The sequence below is a fragment of the Candidatus Planktophila sp. genome, from assembly GCF_044348745.1.
Lineage (GTDB): Bacteria > Actinomycetota > Actinomycetes > Nanopelagicales > Nanopelagicaceae > Planktophila.
In genome coordinates, this window is record NZ_JBIKSG010000001.1 from 30774 (window position 1) to 49996 (window position 19223).

At 46.4% G+C, this 19223-nt stretch carries 17 protein-coding genes; 1 reads left to right on the forward strand and 16 read right to left on the reverse strand.

Annotated elements, in window-relative coordinates; genetic code table 11:
- Positions 1 to 83 precede the first annotated feature (83 nt).
- On the forward strand, positions 84 to 3194 hold the full coding sequence (ileS, locus tag AC9UH7_RS00150) for an isoleucine--tRNA ligase (protein ID WP_509593444.1): 3111 nt from the start codon (positions 84 to 86) through the stop codon (positions 3192 to 3194).
- On the opposite strand, the gene AC9UH7_RS00155 is transcribed toward ileS, so the two are convergent.
- The 16 genes from AC9UH7_RS00155 to rsmH all read right to left on the reverse strand — a co-directional run bounded on the left by AC9UH7_RS00155 (position 3191) and on the right by rsmH (position 19214).
- Positions 3191 to 3475, reverse strand: coding sequence for a YggT family protein (locus tag AC9UH7_RS00155; RefSeq protein ID WP_509593447.1), 285 nt, complete (start codon positions 3473 to 3475; stop codon positions 3191 to 3193). The genes ileS and AC9UH7_RS00155 overlap by 4 nt on opposite strands.
- A 3-nt stretch (positions 3476 to 3478) precedes the next feature.
- Positions 3479 to 3949, reverse strand: a complete 471-nt coding sequence (locus tag AC9UH7_RS00160; protein WP_509593450.1) for a cell division protein SepF — start codon at positions 3947 to 3949, stop codon at positions 3479 to 3481.
- Positions 3950 to 3970: 21 nt separating this feature from the next.
- A complete protein-coding gene (locus AC9UH7_RS00165; protein WP_509593452.1) occupies positions 3971 to 4615 on the reverse strand; it encodes a YggS family pyridoxal phosphate-dependent enzyme in 645 nt (214 codons plus the stop codon).
- Complete coding sequence (locus tag AC9UH7_RS00170) at positions 4612 to 5262, reverse strand: purine nucleoside phosphorylase YfiH/LACC1 family protein (RefSeq protein WP_509593455.1); 651 nt, start codon at positions 5260 to 5262, stop codon at positions 4612 to 4614. Before AC9UH7_RS00170 ends, AC9UH7_RS00165 begins: the two co-directional genes overlap by 4 nt.
- Before the next feature lie 4 nt (positions 5263 to 5266).
- The gene (gene ftsZ / locus AC9UH7_RS00175; protein WP_509593458.1) at positions 5267 to 6397 is read right to left on the reverse strand and encodes a cell division protein FtsZ; all 1131 of its coding nucleotides are present in this window, start codon (positions 6395 to 6397) and stop codon (positions 5267 to 5269) included.
- Between the two features lie 136 nt (positions 6398 to 6533).
- Positions 6534 to 7172 (reverse strand): cell division protein FtsQ/DivIB, encoded by a 639-nt coding sequence (locus tag AC9UH7_RS00180; protein WP_509593460.1) that lies wholly within the window; start codon positions 7170 to 7172, stop codon positions 6534 to 6536.
- A 2-nt stretch (positions 7173 to 7174) separates the two neighbouring features.
- On the reverse strand, positions 7175 to 8560 hold the full coding sequence (gene murC, locus AC9UH7_RS00185; RefSeq protein ID WP_509593463.1) for a UDP-N-acetylmuramate--L-alanine ligase: 1386 nt from the start codon (positions 8558 to 8560) through the stop codon (positions 7175 to 7177).
- The gene (locus tag AC9UH7_RS00190) at positions 8557 to 9633 is read right to left on the reverse strand and encodes a UDP-N-acetylglucosamine--N-acetylmuramyl-(pentapeptide) pyrophosphoryl-undecaprenol N-acetylglucosamine transferase (RefSeq protein ID WP_509593466.1); all 1077 of its coding nucleotides are present in this window, start codon (positions 9631 to 9633) and stop codon (positions 8557 to 8559) included. The genes murC and AC9UH7_RS00190 overlap by 4 nt, the downstream gene beginning before the upstream one ends.
- Positions 9621 to 10787, reverse strand: coding sequence for an FtsW/RodA/SpoVE family cell cycle protein (locus AC9UH7_RS00195; RefSeq protein ID WP_509593469.1), 1167 nt, complete (start codon positions 10785 to 10787; stop codon positions 9621 to 9623). Before AC9UH7_RS00195 ends, AC9UH7_RS00190 begins: the two co-directional genes overlap by 13 nt.
- Positions 10780 to 12156, reverse strand: a complete 1377-nt coding sequence (gene murD, locus AC9UH7_RS00200) for a UDP-N-acetylmuramoyl-L-alanine--D-glutamate ligase (protein WP_509593472.1) — start codon at positions 12154 to 12156, stop codon at positions 10780 to 10782. Before murD ends, AC9UH7_RS00195 begins: the two co-directional genes overlap by 8 nt.
- A 3-nt stretch (positions 12157 to 12159) precedes the next feature.
- Positions 12160 to 13218, reverse strand: a complete 1059-nt coding sequence (gene mraY, locus AC9UH7_RS00205; RefSeq protein ID WP_509593475.1) for a phospho-N-acetylmuramoyl-pentapeptide-transferase — start codon at positions 13216 to 13218, stop codon at positions 12160 to 12162.
- Positions 13215 to 14585: a UDP-N-acetylmuramoyl-tripeptide--D-alanyl-D-alanine ligase gene (locus AC9UH7_RS00210; protein ID WP_509593478.1), complete on the reverse strand. Its 1371-nt coding sequence runs from the start codon at positions 14583 to 14585 to the stop codon at positions 13215 to 13217. Before AC9UH7_RS00210 ends, mraY begins: the two co-directional genes overlap by 4 nt.
- On the reverse strand, positions 14582 to 16066 hold the full coding sequence (locus AC9UH7_RS00215) for a UDP-N-acetylmuramoyl-L-alanyl-D-glutamate--2,6-diaminopimelate ligase (protein ID WP_509593481.1): 1485 nt from the start codon (positions 16064 to 16066) through the stop codon (positions 14582 to 14584). Before AC9UH7_RS00215 ends, AC9UH7_RS00210 begins: the two co-directional genes overlap by 4 nt.
- Positions 16050 to 17816: a peptidoglycan D,D-transpeptidase FtsI family protein gene (locus tag AC9UH7_RS00220; RefSeq protein ID WP_509593484.1), complete on the reverse strand. Its 1767-nt coding sequence runs from the start codon at positions 17814 to 17816 to the stop codon at positions 16050 to 16052. Before AC9UH7_RS00220 ends, AC9UH7_RS00215 begins: the two co-directional genes overlap by 17 nt.
- A 40-nt stretch (positions 17817 to 17856) precedes the next feature.
- Positions 17857 to 18261 carry a cell division protein FtsL gene (ftsL, locus tag AC9UH7_RS00225; RefSeq protein ID WP_509593486.1) on the reverse strand — a complete coding sequence of 135 codons (405 nt, stop codon included), beginning with the start codon at positions 18259 to 18261 and terminating at the stop codon, positions 17857 to 17859.
- Positions 18261 to 19214 carry a 16S rRNA (cytosine(1402)-N(4))-methyltransferase RsmH gene (gene rsmH / locus AC9UH7_RS00230; RefSeq protein WP_509593489.1) on the reverse strand — a complete coding sequence of 318 codons (954 nt, stop codon included), beginning with the start codon at positions 19212 to 19214 and terminating at the stop codon, positions 18261 to 18263. The genes ftsL and rsmH overlap by 1 nt, the downstream gene beginning before the upstream one ends.
- Positions 19215 to 19223: the final 9 nt, after the last annotated feature.

Here is a 19223-nt window from a genome sequence, read left to right on the forward strand (position 1 = left end):
CAAGGTGTGCAAGGCGGGTGGTACCGCGAGAGCTGCAGATGCAGTGCTCGTCCCTCCAGAGATTGTTTTCTGGAGGATTTTTTATGTCATTTCGCGCCATCCCAGCAGCGGTAGATCTACCTGCCGTCGAACATTCAATTTTAAAGTTCTGGCGCGATAACTCAATCTTTGAAAAAACCGTTGCCGCCCGTGAAGGTGCACCTGCCTGGACATTTTACGAAGGTCCACCAACAGCTAATGGCATGCCAGGAACTCACCACATTGAAGCTCGTGTGTTTAAAGATTTGTTCCCACGTTTTCACACAATGAAAGGCAAGCAAGTAACGCGCAAGGCTGGATGGGATTGCCATGGGTTGCCGGTTGAGATTGCGGTAGAAAAAGAGTTGGGCTTTTCAGGCAAGGGCGATATCGAAAAATATGGAATTGCACCCTTCAATGACAAGTGCCGTGAATCTGTTCAGCGCCACGTAAGTGCCTTTACAGATATGACAGATCGAATGGGCTTCTGGGTAGATTTTGATGAGGCTTACTGGACCATGTCACCTGAATATATTGAATCAGTCTGGTGGTCCCTAAAAGAGATCTGGAAGAAAGGTCTTCTTGTCCAAGACCATCGCGTTGCACCGTACTGCCCTCGTTGTGGAACTGGTTTATCAGATCACGAGTTAGCCCAAGGGTATGAAACTGTCACAGACCCATCTGTTTTTGTTCGTTTTCCAATTACCTCCGGTGAGCTCGCACCCCTTAAAGCATCGCTTTTGGTCTGGACCACTACCCCATGGACATTAGTTTCTAACACGGCGATCGCAGTTCACCCAGAGGTTGAATATGTTGCAATCGAAGTCACAGATGAAGATGCAACTGAAGTCTTAGTTGTTGCCAAGAATTTGATGGATGCTGTTAAAGGTGAGAAGAAGATCCTGAAGAGCATGCTGGGTAAAGAGCTAGAGCGCGTTACATACAAACGACCATTTGACTACATCGAAATTCCTGATGCCCACTTTGTGGTGCTTGCAACCTATGTGACTACTGAAGATGGCACTGGCCTTGTCCATCAAGCGCCTGCTTTTGGCGCAGATGACTTAGCCGTGTGTCGCAATTATGGACTACCCGTTGTAAATCCAATCGCACCTGATGGGCACTTTTTGGCAGATGTTCCTGTCGTTGCAGGAATGTTCTTTAAGGATGCAGATAAACCATTAGTAAAGGAGTTAAAGGCAAGCGGTGCTCTCTACAAGCATCAGCAATATGAGCACACCTATCCTCACTGCTGGCGCTGCCACACAGCCTTGATGTATTACGCACAGCCTTCCTGGTATATCCGAACTACCTCAATCAAGGATGCCCTGCTGCGTGAAAATGCAAAAACTGATTGGCATCCAGAGACTATTAAAGAGGGACGTTATGGTGATTGGCTCAATAACAATATTGACTGGGCGCTTTCACGTAATCGTTTTTGGGGAACTCCGCTTCCTATTTGGCGTTGTGAAAACAAGCATGAAATCTGTGTTGACTCGCTCAAGGAGCTAGGTGATTTAGCTGGTCAAGAGCTTTCAAATCTTGATCCGCATCGTCCATTTGTTGATGACATCACATTTGCCTGTGGTGAGTGTTCACAAACAATGACTCGTGTACCTGAAGTTATTGACTGCTGGTATGACTCCGGTGCAATGCCATTTGCACAATGGGGCTATCCGCATAAGGAAGGTTCAGTTGAGAAGTTTAAAGCCTCTTATCCAGCAGATTTCATCTGTGAAGCAATTGATCAAACTAGAGGCTGGTTCTACACATTAATGACGATCGGAACATTGGTCTTTGATCAATCCTCATATAAGACAGTTCTTTGTCTTGGGCACATCCTTGATAAGGATGGGCGAAAGATGAGTAAGCATCTTGGCAATGTGTTGGAACCAATGGCGCTGATGGATCAGCATGGAGCAGATGCTGTGCGCTGGTATATGTTGGCAGCTGGTTCACCGTGGGCAGCCCGTCGCGTTGGACATGAAAGCATTAATGAAGTTGTTAGAAAAACACTACTAACGTACTGGAACACCGTTTCCTTCCACGCCCTATATGCAACTGCCTCAAACTTTGAAATCTCACAGACTCCAAAACTTCAAGATCGCCCATTAATGGATCGCTGGATCATTTCAGAACTCAATATTTTGGTCCAAGAAGTCGATGCAGCCTTAGAAGATTTTGATTCACAAATAGCAGGTCGAGCACTTGCCCGCTTTATTGATGATCTATCTAATTGGTATGTAAGACGTTCACGCCGACGTTTCTGGGATGGAGATACTGCAGCCCTTGGAACTTTGCATGAATGCTTAGTGACGTTGACAAAATTGTTAGCGCCTCTTGTTCCATTCATCACTGAGCAGGTGTGGCAAGAACTAGTTCGTCCAACTGATTCAGCTGCGCACTCCTCTGTTCACCTTGCAGACTGGCCTGTAGCCAACATCGCTGCCATTGACACAGAACTTGGATCACAAGTTGCTTTGACTAGACGCATTGTTGAACTTGGCCGAGCAACTCGAGCCGAGTCTGGCATCAAGATTCGCCAACCTTTAGGAAGAGCTTTAATTGCAGCAAGTGGCTGGGCCACTTTGCCAGAGCAAATGCGCGAACAAATTGCTGATGAGTTAAACGTGCAAACTCTTGAAGATATTGCTTCAGCAGATGGCGACTTGGTCGATATCAGCGTTAAAGCTAACTTCAAATCACTGGGAGCAAAGTTTGGTGGTGCTGTTCAAGAGATCTCAAAGGCTATTGCCGCAACTGATGCAACTGCGCTGGTTAAGACTTTGCGTTCAACCGGCTCAACCTCTGTTGGCACCTGGGAAATAGCCCTGGAAGATCTTGTTATCACAGAGGTACCAAAGAGTGGCTGGAGTGTGTCCTCCCACGATGGAGAAAGCGTCGCCTTAGACCTTGAGCTCACCCCTGCCCTACTAGCAGCCGGTAACGTGCGTGAAGTCATTAGATATATTCAAGAGCGTCGAAAAAGTGACGGTCTAGATATCTCTGATCGAATCAATGTCAGATGGAATGCCACTGATGAAATCGCTGCGGCAATTGAATCAGACAAGCAACACATTGCTGATGAAGTCTTGGCTTTGTCTATGCTTCGTGACGAATCATTGACGGTGACCGATGAAGAGGTTGGTGTTGTTGTCGTATTAGAAAAACATTAAATGCGACTGACAAAGCCCATCAACAACTGAGTTCCAAAAAATAAGACGATAAAACTCATGTCTAGGCTGACTGCACCCAGGCGCAGTGGTGGGACGAATTGGCCAACAAACTTCATCGGCTTGTCAGTGACTGTGTAGATAGCTTCCACGAAATAAACGAGGATTCCGCGTGGACGCCATGTACGGGAAAACATTTGAATGTAATCAAAGATCAAGCGACCTAATAGCGCGTAGAGAAAAACGCGAAGTAAGGTCTCAAGTAATGAGCCAACGCTCAACATAAATCAGCTCTGGTTAAAAACACTTGCTTGCGCAGCAGCAGATTTATCTTCATTGCTCACATTCACATTTGAAGGTGAGATCAGGAAAACCTTCTTTGTCACGCGCTCAATAGTTCCGTGCAAACCAAATGCTAAGCCACTTGCAAAGTCAACAAGGCGCTTTAGCTCTGACTCATCCATTTCAGTCAGATTAATGATCACTGGGTTTCCTTGACGGAAATGCTCACCAATGACGCGGGCTTCGTTGTAGAAACGAGGATTCAAAGTAACGATGCGATCTAGTACTGGAAGTTCAAGTTGTGGTGCTAACTCAACAACTGGCTTAGGTGTCACCGCTGTTACTGTCGGATGACTGGTGATGCGAACACCACCTATTGGCTTAGTAGTTGGAGTTGGTTGGGCTTCTGGGGCATCAAACTCAGGCTCATCCATCAAGCCTAAATAACCTGCCATACGACGCAATGCATTAGTCATAGGTAAAGTTTACCTTTGCACTCAGCGTGAACCGAGGATTGAAGAACCTACCCGCACATGTGTCGCGCCATGAGAAATAGCTATTTCATAGTCCCCACTCATGCCAGCCGATAGGGATTTGGCTTTTGGAAATTGCTGCATGAAGTCATTGTGAATCGCTGCTAATTGGGCAAATGCTTCATTGGGTTCTACCCCCAAAGGAGGCACCGACATCAGGCCAGCCAGGGTGTGGGTTGGGGAATTATCAACCAATGTGGCAAGGGCGTATAAATCTTCAAGACCTGCTCCCCCACGATGATCTGCGCCATCTAATGAAACTTGCAGGAAAATCTGCAGTGGATGGGGTGCTACTTTTTCAATAACTTCAAAATGACGTGGGTCATCTAATGAGTGAATGACGTTGGCCCAGGAGGTAATTGATTTCAACTTGTTGCTTTGTATCTGACCTTGAAAATGCCAAGTTCCAGCGACACTTGCAGACTTTTCAGCACCCTCAGCATCACGGTTCTCGCCAAAATCAGTAACACCTAGATCATGGAGTATTTGGACATCGCTGGCTGGAAAGGTCTTTGTCACTGCAATCAAGCACACAGGATGTTCTGCAACCTTGGCGATCTTTGTGCGCACTTGTTCTAGATTGTGCGAGATCTCTTCTATGCGATTCATAAACTCACAACCCCTGCAAATCGCCCAGTGGGATTATCTCTTCGATGTGAATAATAGAGAGGGTCTTCTTGTGTGCAGATCGGCGATGCCTCAAATGTCAGACCTTGAGCAATCAACTCTGCAATCAACCCAGCTGGAAGATCTAGCGCTGGAGTTCCCTTTGAAGTAGTCGACAGTGATGCTGGATGAATTGCTACAACCTCTTGCTGCATCTGCAACGGAACCTCGTAGCACCTGCCACAAATGGAAGGTCCAAGAATTGCATGAATATCAATTGCACCTAACGCTCTCATTTGTTCAAGAGTTTTAATTGCAACCTTGTTGACAAGTCCGGCGCGTCCCACATGGACTGCTGCAACTACTTTCTCTGAAATCAACAACAAAGGAATGCAATCTGCCACCATAACTGCCAGAGAAACTCCTGCAGTTGTGGTGATCAAAGCATCACAGGTTGGTTCATGATCTAAGAGTTGATCTATGACAACAACATCATTGCCATGTACTTGATTCATAAATTGTGTATTTCCCAGCAAGGCCCTATTGGCAGCAACTGCACCAGGGTCATCACCAACATGAAATCCGAAATTCAAAGAGTCATAGACGCCAAGGCTGGAGCCTTTGCGTCGATCAGTAAAAAAGTGAGGCAAAGCCTTACTTCATGAAGTCAGGGACGTCGATTTCATCCTCTGGAACATTTTTCTCAAAGGTAATCCGGCGCCGTGGGGGTTCATTTCCAAGGTCAAGGGCTACTGCCAGTGGATCATTAGATGCGATTGGGTCTGCTACTCCGCTCAGAGTTGAGGCATCAATTACAGGTGTTGAAACCCGCTTTGGTTCCCCACCTTCAAATCCAGCTGCAACAACAGTAATGCGCACTTCATCACCCAGCGCATCATCAATTGTTGTTCCGAAGATGAACTTAGCGTTGGGATGTACCGCAGTTTGAACAAGCTCACATGCTTCGTTAACTTCAAATAAACCTAGATCAGATCCACCTGAGATTGACAGTAGAACGCCCATTGCGCCATCAATTGATGCCTCAAGTAGTGGACTCGAAATTGCCAACTCAGCTGCACGAAGCGCACGATTTTCTCCACGTGCTGAACCAATTCCCATCAAAGCAGAACCAGCTCCTGACATAACAGCTTTAACATCTGCAAAATCTAGATTGATTAAACCTGGTTGAGTAATGATTTCTGTAATTCCTTGAACACCAGAAAGTAAAACCTGATCTGCACTCTTGAAAGCATCTGCCAAAGTAATTGTGCGATCTGAAATTGCAAGCAAGCGATCATTAGGAATAACGATCAATGTGTCTACTTCAGCACGTAGTGCTTCGATACCAGCATCAGCTTGGGTTGAACGCAACTTTGCTTCAAATGAGAATGGCCGCGTTACAACACCAATTGTTAACGCACCGATTTCTTTTGCAATCTTTGCAACTACTGGTGCTGCACCTGTTCCAGTGCCGCCACCTTCACCTGCTGTAACAAACACCATGTCTGCGCCGCGAAGAATTTCTTCAATGTCATCTGCATGATCAAGTGCTGCTTCGCGACCTTTGTCAGGATCCATTCCTGCGCCAAGTCCACGAGTTGTTTTGCGACCAATATCTAATTTCACATCTGCATCACTCATTAACAAATGTTGTGCATCAGTGTTTATCGCAATGAACTCAACGCCTTTTAATCCGACATCGATCATGCGATTGATTGCGTTAACTCCACCGCCACCAATGCCAACAACTTTGATGACCGCTAAATAATTTTGTGGTGAAGCCACTGTAATTCCTCCTTATGAACCATAAACCTCAACTTGAGACTTACTATTCAATGCTTTTCGATAAGGCGAACCTAAAGTGCATACGGGTGATTATCAAACACCGACATGAAGTGATTACCGTGTCGCAATTTGTAATTTATTTAACGATTGGTGCATGTGGTGCTGACACATCAACTCTTTTTATTTCTGCATTCTCTGGCAACGCAATAAGTGCTCTATATACCTTTAATTTCAATTCATTATCGCCATCATTGCCCCAACGAATTTCAAGGTTCTTGCCAGCATTATCAACTTCAAGGACTAAAGCACCTGTGCCACGGACCTTTACAACCTTCAATGCTGACTTGAGATCTGCCGGCAATGAAGAGAAGAAAGTAACCGCCTTAGTTGCCGCCGTTAAATCAACAGCCTGGATCTGAACCAAAGTCGATGACGGTGTGCCACGAAGTGCAAAGCTTTTTCCAGTCGAATCAATTACTGTTTTGTTAAAAATTGCTACCGGTGTTCTTTCGGTGATTTCAATTGTTACTTTGCCGCTTACCCAGTTCCTGGATACTTGTGCATCAGCCACCCAGTTAAGGTCCTCAAACTTGGCAGCTACCGCCCGGGGTTCGATTCGGGCCAGCCTGTCCCCTACTGAAATATCTGAACTCAGTTGGGATTTAGTACCAATAATCTCAACCGAACTTACTGTGAAAAGTGATGACCAACCCAAAACATAGGTCGCAGAGATGAGAAGCACTCCGGAAACAAAGAGGATAAGGCGGCTTCTCATAATTATGCGAAACGACGATTCAAGCCATCGACAATGATTGGTGCCAGTGAACTAACGTCCCCTGCTCCTAATGTCATGATGACATCTCCTGGCTCTGCCATGGCGATGACTGAGTCTGTGACCTCCACGAAATTCGGAATGTATTCTCCGTTTTTCATTTGATTGGTAATTAATTTTGAGGTAACTCCATCTATTGGCTTTTCACTAGCTGCATAGACTTCTAAAACTATTGCGCGATCGGCGGTATCAAGAGTTTTGGCAAACTCTGAGGCAAATGCTTGAGTGCGTGAATAGCGGTGAGGTTGAAAGATCACAATCAAGCGACCATCTGCTGCATATCGACGTGCTGCCTCTAGCGTTACTTTAATTTCAGTTGGGTGATGTCCATAATCATCAATGACTCGAACTCCGTGAACAGTCCCCTTGACCTCAAAGCGACGTCCTGTGCCACGAAATGTTCCTAGCCCGGTCAGTAATTCAGCTGCGCCAAAGCCAAGATTTAACCCCGTTGCAAGCACTCCTGCTGCATTTAATAGGTTGTGATGGCCAGGTACTTGAAGTTCGATGTGACCAACAGTTTTGCCTCTCCATACTGCCCGAGCAGTTGAGCCCATTGTCATTAATTCAATGTTATCTATGTGCAAATCAGCACCCTCAGAAACACCGTATGAAATCAGCTGCACATTCTTTGTGGTGCCGGCAAGTGCGACCGCGCCCGCATCATCTGCGCAATAAGTAAGGAATCCCTCATGCTTAATGGTTGCTGCAAAACCTCTAAATGCTTGAGCCACAGACTCTGGAGTTGCGAAAAAATCCACATGATCATGTTCAACATTGGTTACGATCGCAGCAAAAGGGTTGTACTCAATAAATGAACCATCTGATTCATCAGCCTCTGCCACAAAGATTTCTCCAGTACCGCGGTGGGCATTAGAACCAGATGCGGTAATTGTTCCACCGATAGCAAAAGAAGGATCCGCGCCACATGCTTGCAACGCAACTGCCAACATTGAAGAAGTAGTTGTCTTTCCATGTGTGCCAGCGACTGCAACACTTTTTGAATCCGACATAAGAACTGCTAGTGCAGCAGCGCGCGTCAGGATGGGAATATTAAGTTCGCTTGCTCTAACTCGCTCAGGATTGTTCGCAGAAATGGCTGTGGAATAAACAACAACATCTGCCCCATCCACGTGAGAGGCCTCGTGAGAAGTTGCAACAGTTGCTCCTAATGCACTCAGTGCAACAACAACTGAGGAATCTTTTGCATCAGAGCCACTGACGGTGATGCCGTGAGACAGGGCAATCCTGGCTAATCCACTCATGCCGGCCCCACCAATGCCAATAAAGTGAATGCGCTTACCAATTAATGAGGACAGTGATTGCGTCATGCTTTCATCGCAAACTCTGCCAGTGCCACAATCTTTTCAGCCGCTTGAAGATCTGCCCCATCTCCTTGAATTGGTGCCAGTGCTGATTTTTTCAGAAGGGCTGAAATGTTGGTTTTCAAGAATTCTGCAGTGAAATCATTTTGATGAACTACCTCTGCCCTGTTACTTGCAACCAGTGATGCGGCATTAACAAACTGTTCGCCATTTCCAATTGGTAGAGGCACGAAAAGAGCGTATCGGCCAAGGGCCCTAAACTCGCTGCAAGTGACCGCTCCGCTGCGCGCAATTATCAAGTCAGCAGCCAAGTAAGCATCTGCCATAGCCTCCACATAGGCCACAGGGCGATAGTTGCCGCTAGCCACTGGCAAAGAATTGAGTTTTCCTACTGAGTGCAACACAGAGAAACCTTGAGAGTTAAACATATCAACCGAAGTTTCTATTACCTTATTAATAGCAACTGAACCTTGGGATCCACCCATTACAAATATGAGGGGTTCATCCGATGGAAAGCCAAGTCTGAGCTTTGCAGCCTGACGTGCCCCGCTCCAGTCAGACTGAGATTGCGTAAATCCTTGAGCAACATCTGAGCGTAATGGAAGACCAGCAAGGAGAGCAGCTTCGAACTTTCCTGAATCAACAGGATGTGCAACTGCCAAATGCTTTGAAAAAGCAGCACCTAAACGGTTTGCCCAGCCAGGTTTGGCATTTGCCTCGTGGATGACAGTTGGAACGGCAGATAGGCGCGCAGCAATATATGCCGGCGCACTTACATATCCCCCGAAACCAATAACAACATCTGCGCTCTTGATCACTCGCTTGGACTCTCGCACAGCTGACATCAAATCAAATGGAATCTTTAACCATGATGGTGATGGCTTACGTGAAACTCGCACACGTGGAATCAAATGTAATTCGAACTGTGCTGCCGGAACTAAAGTGTTTTCAAGTCCAGATGTCGTACCAAGAAATATCACTCGATCATTTGGATGAGAGAGCTTCCACTGACGGGCCACAGCTAATGCAGGTTCAACATGGCCTGCTGTGCCACCACCTGCCAGAACTACCGTAGCCATTTAATACCTGTCTCCTGTAACTCTTTATAGATTACTGGATCTCTTCGGGCAGCACCCAACACAAAACCAATTCCCATATAGGTCGCAATAAGTGCCGAACCTCCATAGGAAACAAGTGGCAAGGTCACACCAACCACTGGAAGCACGCTAATTGTTGAACCGACATTTAAGATGGTTTGAATCGCAATCCAACATCCAAATCCTGAGGCAACGTAGCGGACCATTGGATCGTGGGCACGTAGAGCAAGTTTAAAAATAGAAAAGATTAAAATGCTCAGTAATAACAAGGTAGCAAGTGTTCCAAACAAGCCAAGCTCTTCGCCAATTACAGAGAAAATAAAGTCGGTGTGAGCTGCTGCAAGATTTCCCCACTTTTGACGACTAGCACCAAGCCCCACGCCAAAGAAGCCGCCACTTGCTAGACCCAGCAAACTATGGGCTGGCTGCCATCCATAAAACTTGTATTGATCTTCAGCAAAGGGATTAAGAAATGCCATAAATCTTTCAACGCGATAAGGGGACATTAAAATAGCTGCAGTTAATGCAACTAGCCCGGCACTCAAACCCATTCCAAATATTCCTAGACGCAACCCTGAAACCCAGAGTAATCCAGCCAAAATACAGGCAAAAATAGAGGCGGTTCCGAGATCCTTGCCGACCATTACCAAGGCAATGCAAATAATGAATGCAGGCGCAATATGTTTGAGCACGACCGCGTGCTCAACTCCAGCGCGTTCTTGCTTTGCAAGCATAAGCCCAGCCCACAAAATCATTAAGAACTTAACTACTTCGCTGGGCTGAACATCGACAAATCCCAAACTAATCCAGTTGTTATTTCCTGCCACACTTTTTCCAATGAGTTGAACAAGCACCAAAAGCCCAATAGAAACAACAAATCCAAAACGAGCAATTAACTTCCATTGATTTAGTGTCAAGCGTGATAAAACCCAAGCCATTGGTATTGCTAAGAATAGAAAGATGAACTGGCGTAAGACAATTGCATAGGAGGAGCCCTTTGAATCCAGGGAGTAAATTGAAGAAGCAGAAAAAACCATAATTAGGCCAAGCAGGCTAAGAGCCAAGGTGCTACCCAGGAGCATGTAGTAAAGATTGACTGGCTTTGTAAAGAAGGTTTCCTTTTGTTGATTACTCATGAGCAACGACCTTTCGAACAGCAGCAGCAAAGCGATCGCCGCGATCTGCATAGGAAATGAATTGATCCATAGAGGCACAGGCCGGTGCCATCAACACCGCATCGCCTGGAGCTGCCAACTTGCCAGCTGCTACAACGACAGCCTCCATCAAAGAGTTTGAATCCCCACCACGCGTGTAATCAGCTGGTGCATCAACTAGCACGAAAGGGATATTGGGTGCGTGTTCCTTTAACGCTTCTGCAATCAACTGACGATCTGCGCCAATAAGTATTGCCGCTTTAATTCGCCCCTTACAGCGCTGAACAAGTGAGCTCATATCTGCACCCTTAGCTAATCCCCCAGCAATCCACACAACAGATAGGTGAGACATCAATGAAGCTGATGCAGCATGTGGGTTTGTCGCCTTGGAATCATCAACCCAAGAAATCGAATCACTTTCAAAAACTGTCTCAATACGGTGTCGTCCAGGCTTAAAAACCTGCAACGCCTCTTGGATGTGCTCATGTGAAACGCCAATTGTGCGAGCAAGTGCAGCAGCTGCCAGAGCATTAGAAACGTTGTGGGGCACAGTTGGCGTGATGTCTTTGAGTTCGCAGATCATCGCAGCCTCTTGTGGATCGGCAACGAATGCGCGATCGACTAATAACTCTTCAACCACACCTATTTCACCGGGTGCTGGGGTATCAAGTGAGAAAAATACCTTGCGCCCAGTGAAGCGATTTGCCCGCTGAACGACCTCTCCATCATCGGCGTTTAGTATCGCAACATCTGCTCTGTCTAAAATCGAAAATTTAGCATCTGAGTAGGCATCAAAGGTGCCGTGCCAGTCAAGATGATCATCTGCAATATTAAGAATTGCTGCAGCAACAAATTGGGCATCTTTAGCCCAATGAAGCTGAAAACTTGAAAGCTCTAGAATCAAAAAATCATATGGGTCTTTGCGGTCAACTGCCTCAATTACTGTGTCCCCCACGTTGCCACAGGCGACCGCATTTAATCCTGCTGTTTGCAAAATTTTTGCTGTCATCTCAACAGTTGTTGTCTTTCCATTTGTTCCTGTGAGGGCCAACCATTTTTGATGTGGTGCTAAATCGCTGTGCAACTGCCAGGCAAGATCTATCTCATTAAGGATAGGCAGATCACTTGCAAGTGCTTTAACAACCAGCGGATGATCCTGTCGCCACCCTGGAGAAATAACCACAGCATCGAAATCAGAAAAATTGACCTGGTCAGATTTGATGGCATCAGGTGCGTTGTCATCTGCAATCGTTACTAAGCCGCCACGACTTTGCAGTGATCGTGCTACTGCAGATCCCGTAACGCCAGCTCCTAAAATCAGGAACCGTTGCTTATCAAAGTTACTTGGCATTTCTTACTTAGCTACCCACTGCGCATAGAACAAACCAAGGCCAATAGCTACGGAGAGTCCAGCAATAATCCAAAATCTAATTACGATTGTTATCTGTTCCCAGCCCACTAACTCGAAGTGATGGTGCAAAGGTGCCATTTTAAAGACTCGCTTGCCGCCACTAATTTTGAAGTAAATAGTCTGAATCAGCACAGACAAAGTGATGATGACAAAGAGGCCGCCTAGTGGGATTAACAGCAATTCCACACGTAAAGTTGCTGCTAAACCTGCAATAGCCCCACCTAACGCCAAGGATCCGGTGTCACCCATAAAAATCTTCGCGGGAGCTGTATTCCACCAAAGAAATCCCGTGCAACCGCCAGCAAATGCTGCTGCAAGAACAGCTAAGTCCAAAGGATCTCGGACCGCGTAACATCCCGCGGCAGCATTAATCGCACAGCTTTGTCCAAACTCCCACACGCCAATTAATACAAAAGCTAAGAAGGTCATAATGGATGCACCAGTTGCTAATCCATCAAGACCATCGGCCAAGTTAACTCCGTTACTTGCAGACATCACCATGATCACAATCCACACAATGGCAAGCCCGGATCCCAAATAAATTGAAGTTTCTCGCACACCAGACAAATACTGAGAGATCGGCGCTAGGGAGTCAGAATCAACAAACTGCAACCCCATATAACCAAAAACTGCAGCAACAATTGCTTGGCCCAGCAATTTATAACGACCTGGTAATCCGCGAGAGTTTTGTCGTGAAACTTTCAGCCAGTCATCTAGGAAACCAATAAAGCCTAAAGAAACAACTAAGCCCATAACTAATAAGGCAGATGCGGTTACAGAGTTACCTGTAATCAAGTGGGCAATTAAATATCCAAAGACCGCTGCAAGAATAAAGATGATGCCACCCATGGTTGGTGTGCCACGCTTTGTGTGGTGACTACTTGGACCGTCATCACGAATAATCTGTCCATATCCTTTGCGTGCAAGAATGCGAATTAAGACCCGGGTTCCAAAGAGTGCAAATACCAGAGCAAATGCACCAGCGATGAGAATTTGTCTCAATTTTCAACTCCGCTCTTGTTTAGCCATAACTCTTCTAATTTTTGGGCTAGTACTTCAAATCTTTCAGAACGGGATGCTTTGACTAAAACCACATCCCCTGCTGAGAAATAATCTGTCATTGCTAGGCACTCATCAATACTTGCGTAGTGATGAATAAGCATCTGACCTTTATGGTTGCCGTATTCAGGTGCCCCAATAGCCACCAAATGATCGATGCCTATCTCTTGGGCAAGCGTGCCAATTGCCTCATGCTGAGCAGGGCTTGACTCGCCGAGTTCATGCATTTTTCCCACAAATGCCCACGATTCTCCCCCGCGTTCTTGGGCAAAGAGCACCAAGGATCGCATCGCAGCAGCCATTGAATCGGGGTTGGCGTTGTAAGAATCATTGATAATCAAAAGGCCGAACACATCATGTAGCTCCATGCGCCACTTGCTCGCATTTTCTGCTGTCGATAAAGAACTTGCAATTAACTCGATAGGAAGTTCCAGCGCCGTTCCAACAGCTGCCACAGCCAAAGCATTTGAAATCTGATGCTCTCCCACAATTCTCATACCAACTGCGTCACGACCTGCAGGTGTCACAAGATCAAAGTGCGGACAACCTTCTCTAATTTCAACATCTGCGGCCCGAACTTCTTGGGAATTGCCAAAAAGTATTGTGCGACCTTTATGCAATGAAGCCATGGTGGGTGTGTACTTGTCATAACTGCCAAGTACGGCAACAGCATCTGGTCCTAAGGACTGGATTAGCTCTGATTTAGTTTCTGCAATTGCCTCGACGGATCCGAATTCACCAAGATGGGCGGTGCCAACAACTAGCACGACTCCTATATTTGGTTGTGCGATTTCACACAGGCGTGCAATATCTCCCTTATGGCGAGCACCCATTTCTAGAATGCAAAACTTTGTGCGCTCATCGCACTGAAGCAAAGTAATTGGTAAACCTAAATCGTTGTTAAAGGATCCGGCAGGTGCAACCGTAGGTCCGGCAACGCTGAGCATATGAGCTAATAAATCTTTCGTACTTGTCTTTCCTTGTGAACCAGTAATACCAATAACAGTTAATCCAGTTAACTTCTTTCGCACAAATGAGGCAAGTGCTGATAACGCTTCAATGACATCATCTACAACTATGCATGGACCATCAATGCGATGGGTCGTAAGGGAAAACATGGCACCTGCTCGGTAAGCATCAGCTGCAAATTCATGTCCATCAACTTTTTCACCCTTAAGGGCCAAGAAAATACAGCCAGGAGTAGCTAAGCGTGAATCAAAAACAGGTGCTTTTGACACCAATAAATCTTTATCGCAATGTAATTGCCCGCCAACTAATAGGGCGATCTCACCTGCCGTTAAAGTAATCATTTTTTGTCCTCGATTGCTCGCGCAAGCTCCACGCGATCATCAAAGGGATGAACCACACCATCGACCTCTTGTCCTTTTTCATGTCCTTTACCCAAAATCACAACAAGGTCGCCTTCTTGTGCATGGTTGACAGCTGTTTTGATGGCAAGTGCGCGATCTTCAATAACTGCACTTGGTTCTTGAATATCTAGACCCAAAGTCATTTGCACCAGTATTTGTTCTGGCTTTTCAGAGCGTGGGTTATCGCTTGTAAAAATTGCAATATCGGCCCCATCTAGAAGCGCCTTACCCATTAATGGACGCTTTGAACTATCTCTATCGCCGCCGCAGCCAAGAACGGCAATTACTCGCCCATCAGTGATCTCATGTGCAGTTTCTAATACTCTTGTCACCGCATCTGGTGAGTGGGCGTAATCAACTAAAGCTGTGAAGTTTTGACCAAGGCGCACAGACTCTAAGCGCCCAGCTGCGCCAGACAAGTGAGGCAATATAGCTGCAATATCAATTGGATCAATGCCGCTTTCATTTGCAATAGCAACAGCCATCAAAAGGTTGTCGTAGTTATAGCCACCGTGCAGCTGAACTTTTCCTTCAATCAAAATCCCACCGCTACCCCGAATAGCAACATGTGCTCCCATGTAATCCTGTGTGATGGAGACAAAGTGCCATGTAGCACTTGGATCATGTCGAGACACGCTCATTACGGGAAGTTCGGTTTGAGCAGCTAACTTAATTCCATATGCATCATCAATGTTGATCACCGCTAAATCAGCAAACTCAAAGCTAAATAGCTTGGCCTTTGCAGCGAAGTACTCCTCCATCGTCTTGTGAAAATCTAAGTGATCTTGCGAGAGATTTGTAAAAGCAACCACCGCAAAGTGACTGCCACGGATCCGCTCCAGTGTTATCGCATGGCTTGAAACTTCCATAACTAAATTGCGCATATGACGCTCACGCATGACCGCTGAAAGAGCCTGTAAATCGCTGCTTTCAGGGGTTGTCCGCTTGCTGGTAAGGATTTCACTGCCAATACGTGTCTCAACAGTGCCAATCAACCCACTGTCCCGACCGGCAGCAGACATGATCTGGTGAAGTAGCGTTGTAACCGTTGTTTTACCATTTGTGCCAGTTACGCCGACGCTATACAAATCACGCATGGGCTCGCTATAAAACCAAGCACTGATAACTCCTGCAGCACGTCGTGGATTAGCGCTGATGATTACTGGGACGCCTTGAACTTTTGAAGCGCCCTCTTGGTCGGTCAAGACAGCCACTGCCCCACGAGCTATAGCATCATGAGCAAACTCTGCTCCATGAACTTTTTCGCCAGGAAGTGCTATAAACAAATCTCCTGCTTCAACGCTATTGCTTGATTGCGTCAAACCAGTAATTACCGTTGTTGCATTCCCCGATAAAGTTGCATTAGCAATTAAGGCAACCGCCTCAACGGTTCTCTTGAACTCTTCAATCGGTCTTGGCACTTGCAGCCTTCTTTGCCGCTAATTTCTTTTCTTCGATCAACTGCTTTTCTGTCAAAGAAACTGGAATAACTTTGGTGCCTGTCGGTGCGATTCCCTTTGACTTGAGAACGAAGGACATAACATCTTTAAATACTGGGCCACCTAGTGCGCCGCCCCAGTGGATTCCCTTTGGATCTTGAATAGTAACTGAGATGACATACGCCGGATTATCCGCAGGTGCAAAACCAATAAAGGAGGCGGTATAGCCGCGGTAGCAACCACAGGTGTCATCAATACGTTGTGCTGTACCAGTCTTACCTGCCACTCGGTAACCTTCGATGGCAGCACTTGGTGCAGTTCCGTTCCCAGATACAACGCTCTCCATCATGATGCGCATTTGTCGCGCCGTATTGGCACTAATTACACGCACACTTTCACGAGTTGGTGAAGGTGTGTAGTTGCCATTTGCATCACTTGTTCCCGCGATTACTGTTGGTGAAACTCGAACTCCATCATTTGCGATAGTTGCAAACACGCTTGTCGCCTGCATTGCGGTGAGTGAGTAACCCTGCCCAAAAGCTACTGTTGGCGCTGTTGTTCCAGACCAATCAGCAACTTTAGGCAAAATGCCTCTTGATTCTCCAGGCAATCCGGAGCCAGTTTTCTCTCCAATGCCGAACTTAGATAGATATTTGTGTAAAACATCATTTGGCATTAATTCGCCAATCAAAATTGAACCGGTGTTACTTGATACTGCGAGAATTCCAGATGAAGTTAATCGTTGAGTTGGGTGTGGCTCGTGATCACGGAAGGTCTTATCTGAGCGCTTGAGTGCATATGGGACTGTAAATACTGTTTCAGGAAGAATTGCTCCCTCTTCTAGCGCAGCTGCAAGAGTCATTACCTTGCCAGTAGAGCCAGGTTCATAAACATCCTGCACTGAGGGATTGCGCATTGCCACCAATGAAACTTTTGATGTGTTGTTTGGATCAAATGTAGGAGCAGTTGCATGCGCCAAAATATGACCTGTCCTTGGGTCCATGACAATTACAGTGCCACTAATTGCATTTGATGACTTAACAGCATCTGCAATCGCCTTGGCTGCAACCCACTGGATATCGCGATCTATAGTCAAGCGAATTGAAGTGCCTGCTTCTGTTGAAACTATTTCAGACTGTGAACCTGGGATCTCAGCCTTATAACCATTTGCATAGGAGTACTTGCCATCGGTTCCAGCGATAATCGAATTCATGCTGGATTCAAGTCCTGTTGCACCAACACCCTCTTTATTAACAAAACCAATCAGGGAAGCAATTAAAGAACCTGATGGATACTCCCGAACATAACTGCGCTCTGGGAAGAAACCAATAATTCGCTCTGGGCTCATTCCGGGCAACTTTGAGTTATAGAGATCAATAGCCTTTGTCAGCTTCAACCATGTTGCAGGCTTGGCATTTTCTGCAACCATGTTCCATTTACGCTTACCAGTCAGGGCTGTTTCCACATCAGAAACACTCATGTTAAGTATTGGGGCCACAAAAGCTGCGACTTTGGCTGGGTTCAGGATCTGTGTTTGGTCCACCACAATGCTTGTCGCAGCAACACTGCGAGCAAAGGCCACGCCATTAATGTCTGTAATCTCACCGCGAGGTGCTTGAAGGGTCTTTACCCTTTCCATTTCATTGATCGCCAGCGAGCGATAATCATTTGCCTGCACAGCCTGCACTTGCACGAGGCGCAAACCAAACAAAAACATAACTACGGCCGTCATTACTATGAGGGCCCGAATTCTGTTGTGCGCTAAGGAAAAGTTACCCATTGTTTGCCTCTGTCCCTGCTCCAGGCTTATCTAGAATTAGAAATGTTGGAGACTCTGAAGGCTTCATACCAAGATCGGTAGCTGCTTTTGCAAGCGCTTCTGGAGAGGACAACGCATCTATCTGACGTGCTATTGCTTCGCGCTCATCGCTGACTAACTTTGCCTCATACTTTAATTCAGCAAGTGCGATTGCATCTTGATTGAGCAAGGTATTGATCAGGAGAAGAAATAAGAGACCAATAACTCCCACTATCGTTACAAATTTTGCAAAGTACTTTCGATCAGCTTGCTGCCCACTGGAAAGATCAGGCACAAGTTTAAGAACAACTTGTGAAGACTTCTCAGCAAGAATTTCTTTTGAGCGAGTGATTGCCGGAGCTAGTGCAGTCATAGCCATTACGCGGCCACCCTTTCGATTGCGCGAAGACGCACTGATTGAGAACGTGAGTTCTCTTCTAGTTCGGCATCGGTTGGAGTTTCGCTTCCGCGAGTGATCATTGAAAACTTGGCAGCAAATTCAGGTAGTTCAAATGGAAGATCGCGTGGAGTTCCAGATGTTGTTGATGCGACAAACAATTGCTTGACGATGCGGTCTTCCAGAGACTGGAAGGACATAACTACTAGACGAGCCCCAACGTTAAGAAGTTCAAGAGCTGCAGGCAATGCGCGTGTAATCGTGCCCAGCTCATCATTTGTTTCGATGCGTAGTGCTTGGAAGGTTCTCTTTGCTGGGTTTCCGCCAGTGCGGCGGGTGGCAGCTGGAATAGCCTCCTTGACCATTTCGGCCAGCTGGGCAGTTGAATTCAAGGGAGCGATTGCGCGCTGCTTAACAATTGATTCCACGATACGAGTTGCAAACTTTTCTTCGCCATATGTGCGCAAGATCCGAACTAGTTGACCTGGCTCATAGGTATTAACAATCTCCCCCGCCGTGAGTGATTGTGTGCGATCCATACGCATATCAAGAGGTGCGTCTTGAGAATAAGAAAAACCACGTTCAACTTGATCAAGTTGCATTGAAGAGACACCTAAATCAAAGAGAGCGCCGTCAATGTGTGAATAGCCAAATCCAGCAACAATTTCGGCGATTCCATCAAATGTTGAATGCGCAGTTTTTAGGCGATCGGCATATGGTGCAAGGCGATCGGTTGCCTTTGCAATTGCATCAAGATCGCGATCTATGCCGATGACAGTTAAATGAGGGAACTTCTGAAGCAAGGCTTCTGTGTGACCGCCAAGGCCTAAGGTGGCATCAACGACAACAGGATTAGTTGAAGCCATGATTGCAGGGGTCAAGAGATCAACGCAGCGATCGCGCATTACAGATATGTGCTCAGTTGCACTTGTCATCTTTCCCCC

Excerpts from the sequence above, each read along its gene's own strand:
- AC9UH7_RS00220 (WP_509593484.1), bottom strand. The coding sequence starts at position 17,816 with ATGACGGCCGTAGTTATGTTTTTGTTTGGTTTGCGCCTCGTGCAAGTG.
- AC9UH7_RS00195 (WP_509593469.1), bottom strand. The coding sequence starts at position 10,787 with ATGAGTAATCAACAAAAGGAAACCTTCTTTACAAAGCCAGTCAATCTT.
- AC9UH7_RS00165 (WP_509593452.1), bottom strand. The coding sequence starts at position 4,615 with ATGAATCGCATAGAAGAGATCTCGCACAATCTAGAACAAGTGCGCACA.
- ftsL (WP_509593486.1), bottom strand. The coding sequence starts at position 18,261 with ATGGCTATGACTGCACTAGCTCCGGCAATCACTCGCTCAAAAGAAATT.
- AC9UH7_RS00190 (WP_509593466.1), bottom strand. The coding sequence starts at position 9,633 with ATGGCTACGGTAGTTCTGGCAGGTGGTGGCACAGCAGGCCATGTTGAA.
- murC (WP_509593463.1), bottom strand. The coding sequence starts at position 8,560 with ATGACGCAATCACTGTCCTCATTAATTGGTAAGCGCATTCACTTTATT.
- ileS (WP_509593444.1), top strand. The coding sequence starts at position 84 with ATGTCATTTCGCGCCATCCCAGCAGCGGTAGATCTACCTGCCGTCGAA.
- rsmH (WP_509593489.1), bottom strand. The coding sequence starts at position 19,214 with ATGACAAGTGCAACTGAGCACATATCTGTAATGCGCGATCGCTGCGTT.
- AC9UH7_RS00210 (WP_509593478.1), bottom strand. The coding sequence starts at position 14,585 with ATGATTACTTTAACGGCAGGTGAGATCGCCCTATTAGTTGGCGGGCAA.
- AC9UH7_RS00180 (WP_509593460.1), bottom strand. The coding sequence starts at position 7,172 with ATGAGAAGCCGCCTTATCCTCTTTGTTTCCGGAGTGCTTCTCATCTCT.
- murD (WP_509593472.1), bottom strand. The coding sequence starts at position 12,156 with ATGCCAAGTAACTTTGATAAGCAACGGTTCCTGATTTTAGGAGCTGGC.
- AC9UH7_RS00160 (WP_509593450.1), bottom strand. The coding sequence starts at position 3,949 with ATGACTAATGCATTGCGTCGTATGGCAGGTTATTTAGGCTTGATGGAT.
- AC9UH7_RS00155 (WP_509593447.1), bottom strand. The coding sequence starts at position 3,475 with ATGTTGAGCGTTGGCTCATTACTTGAGACCTTACTTCGCGTTTTTCTC.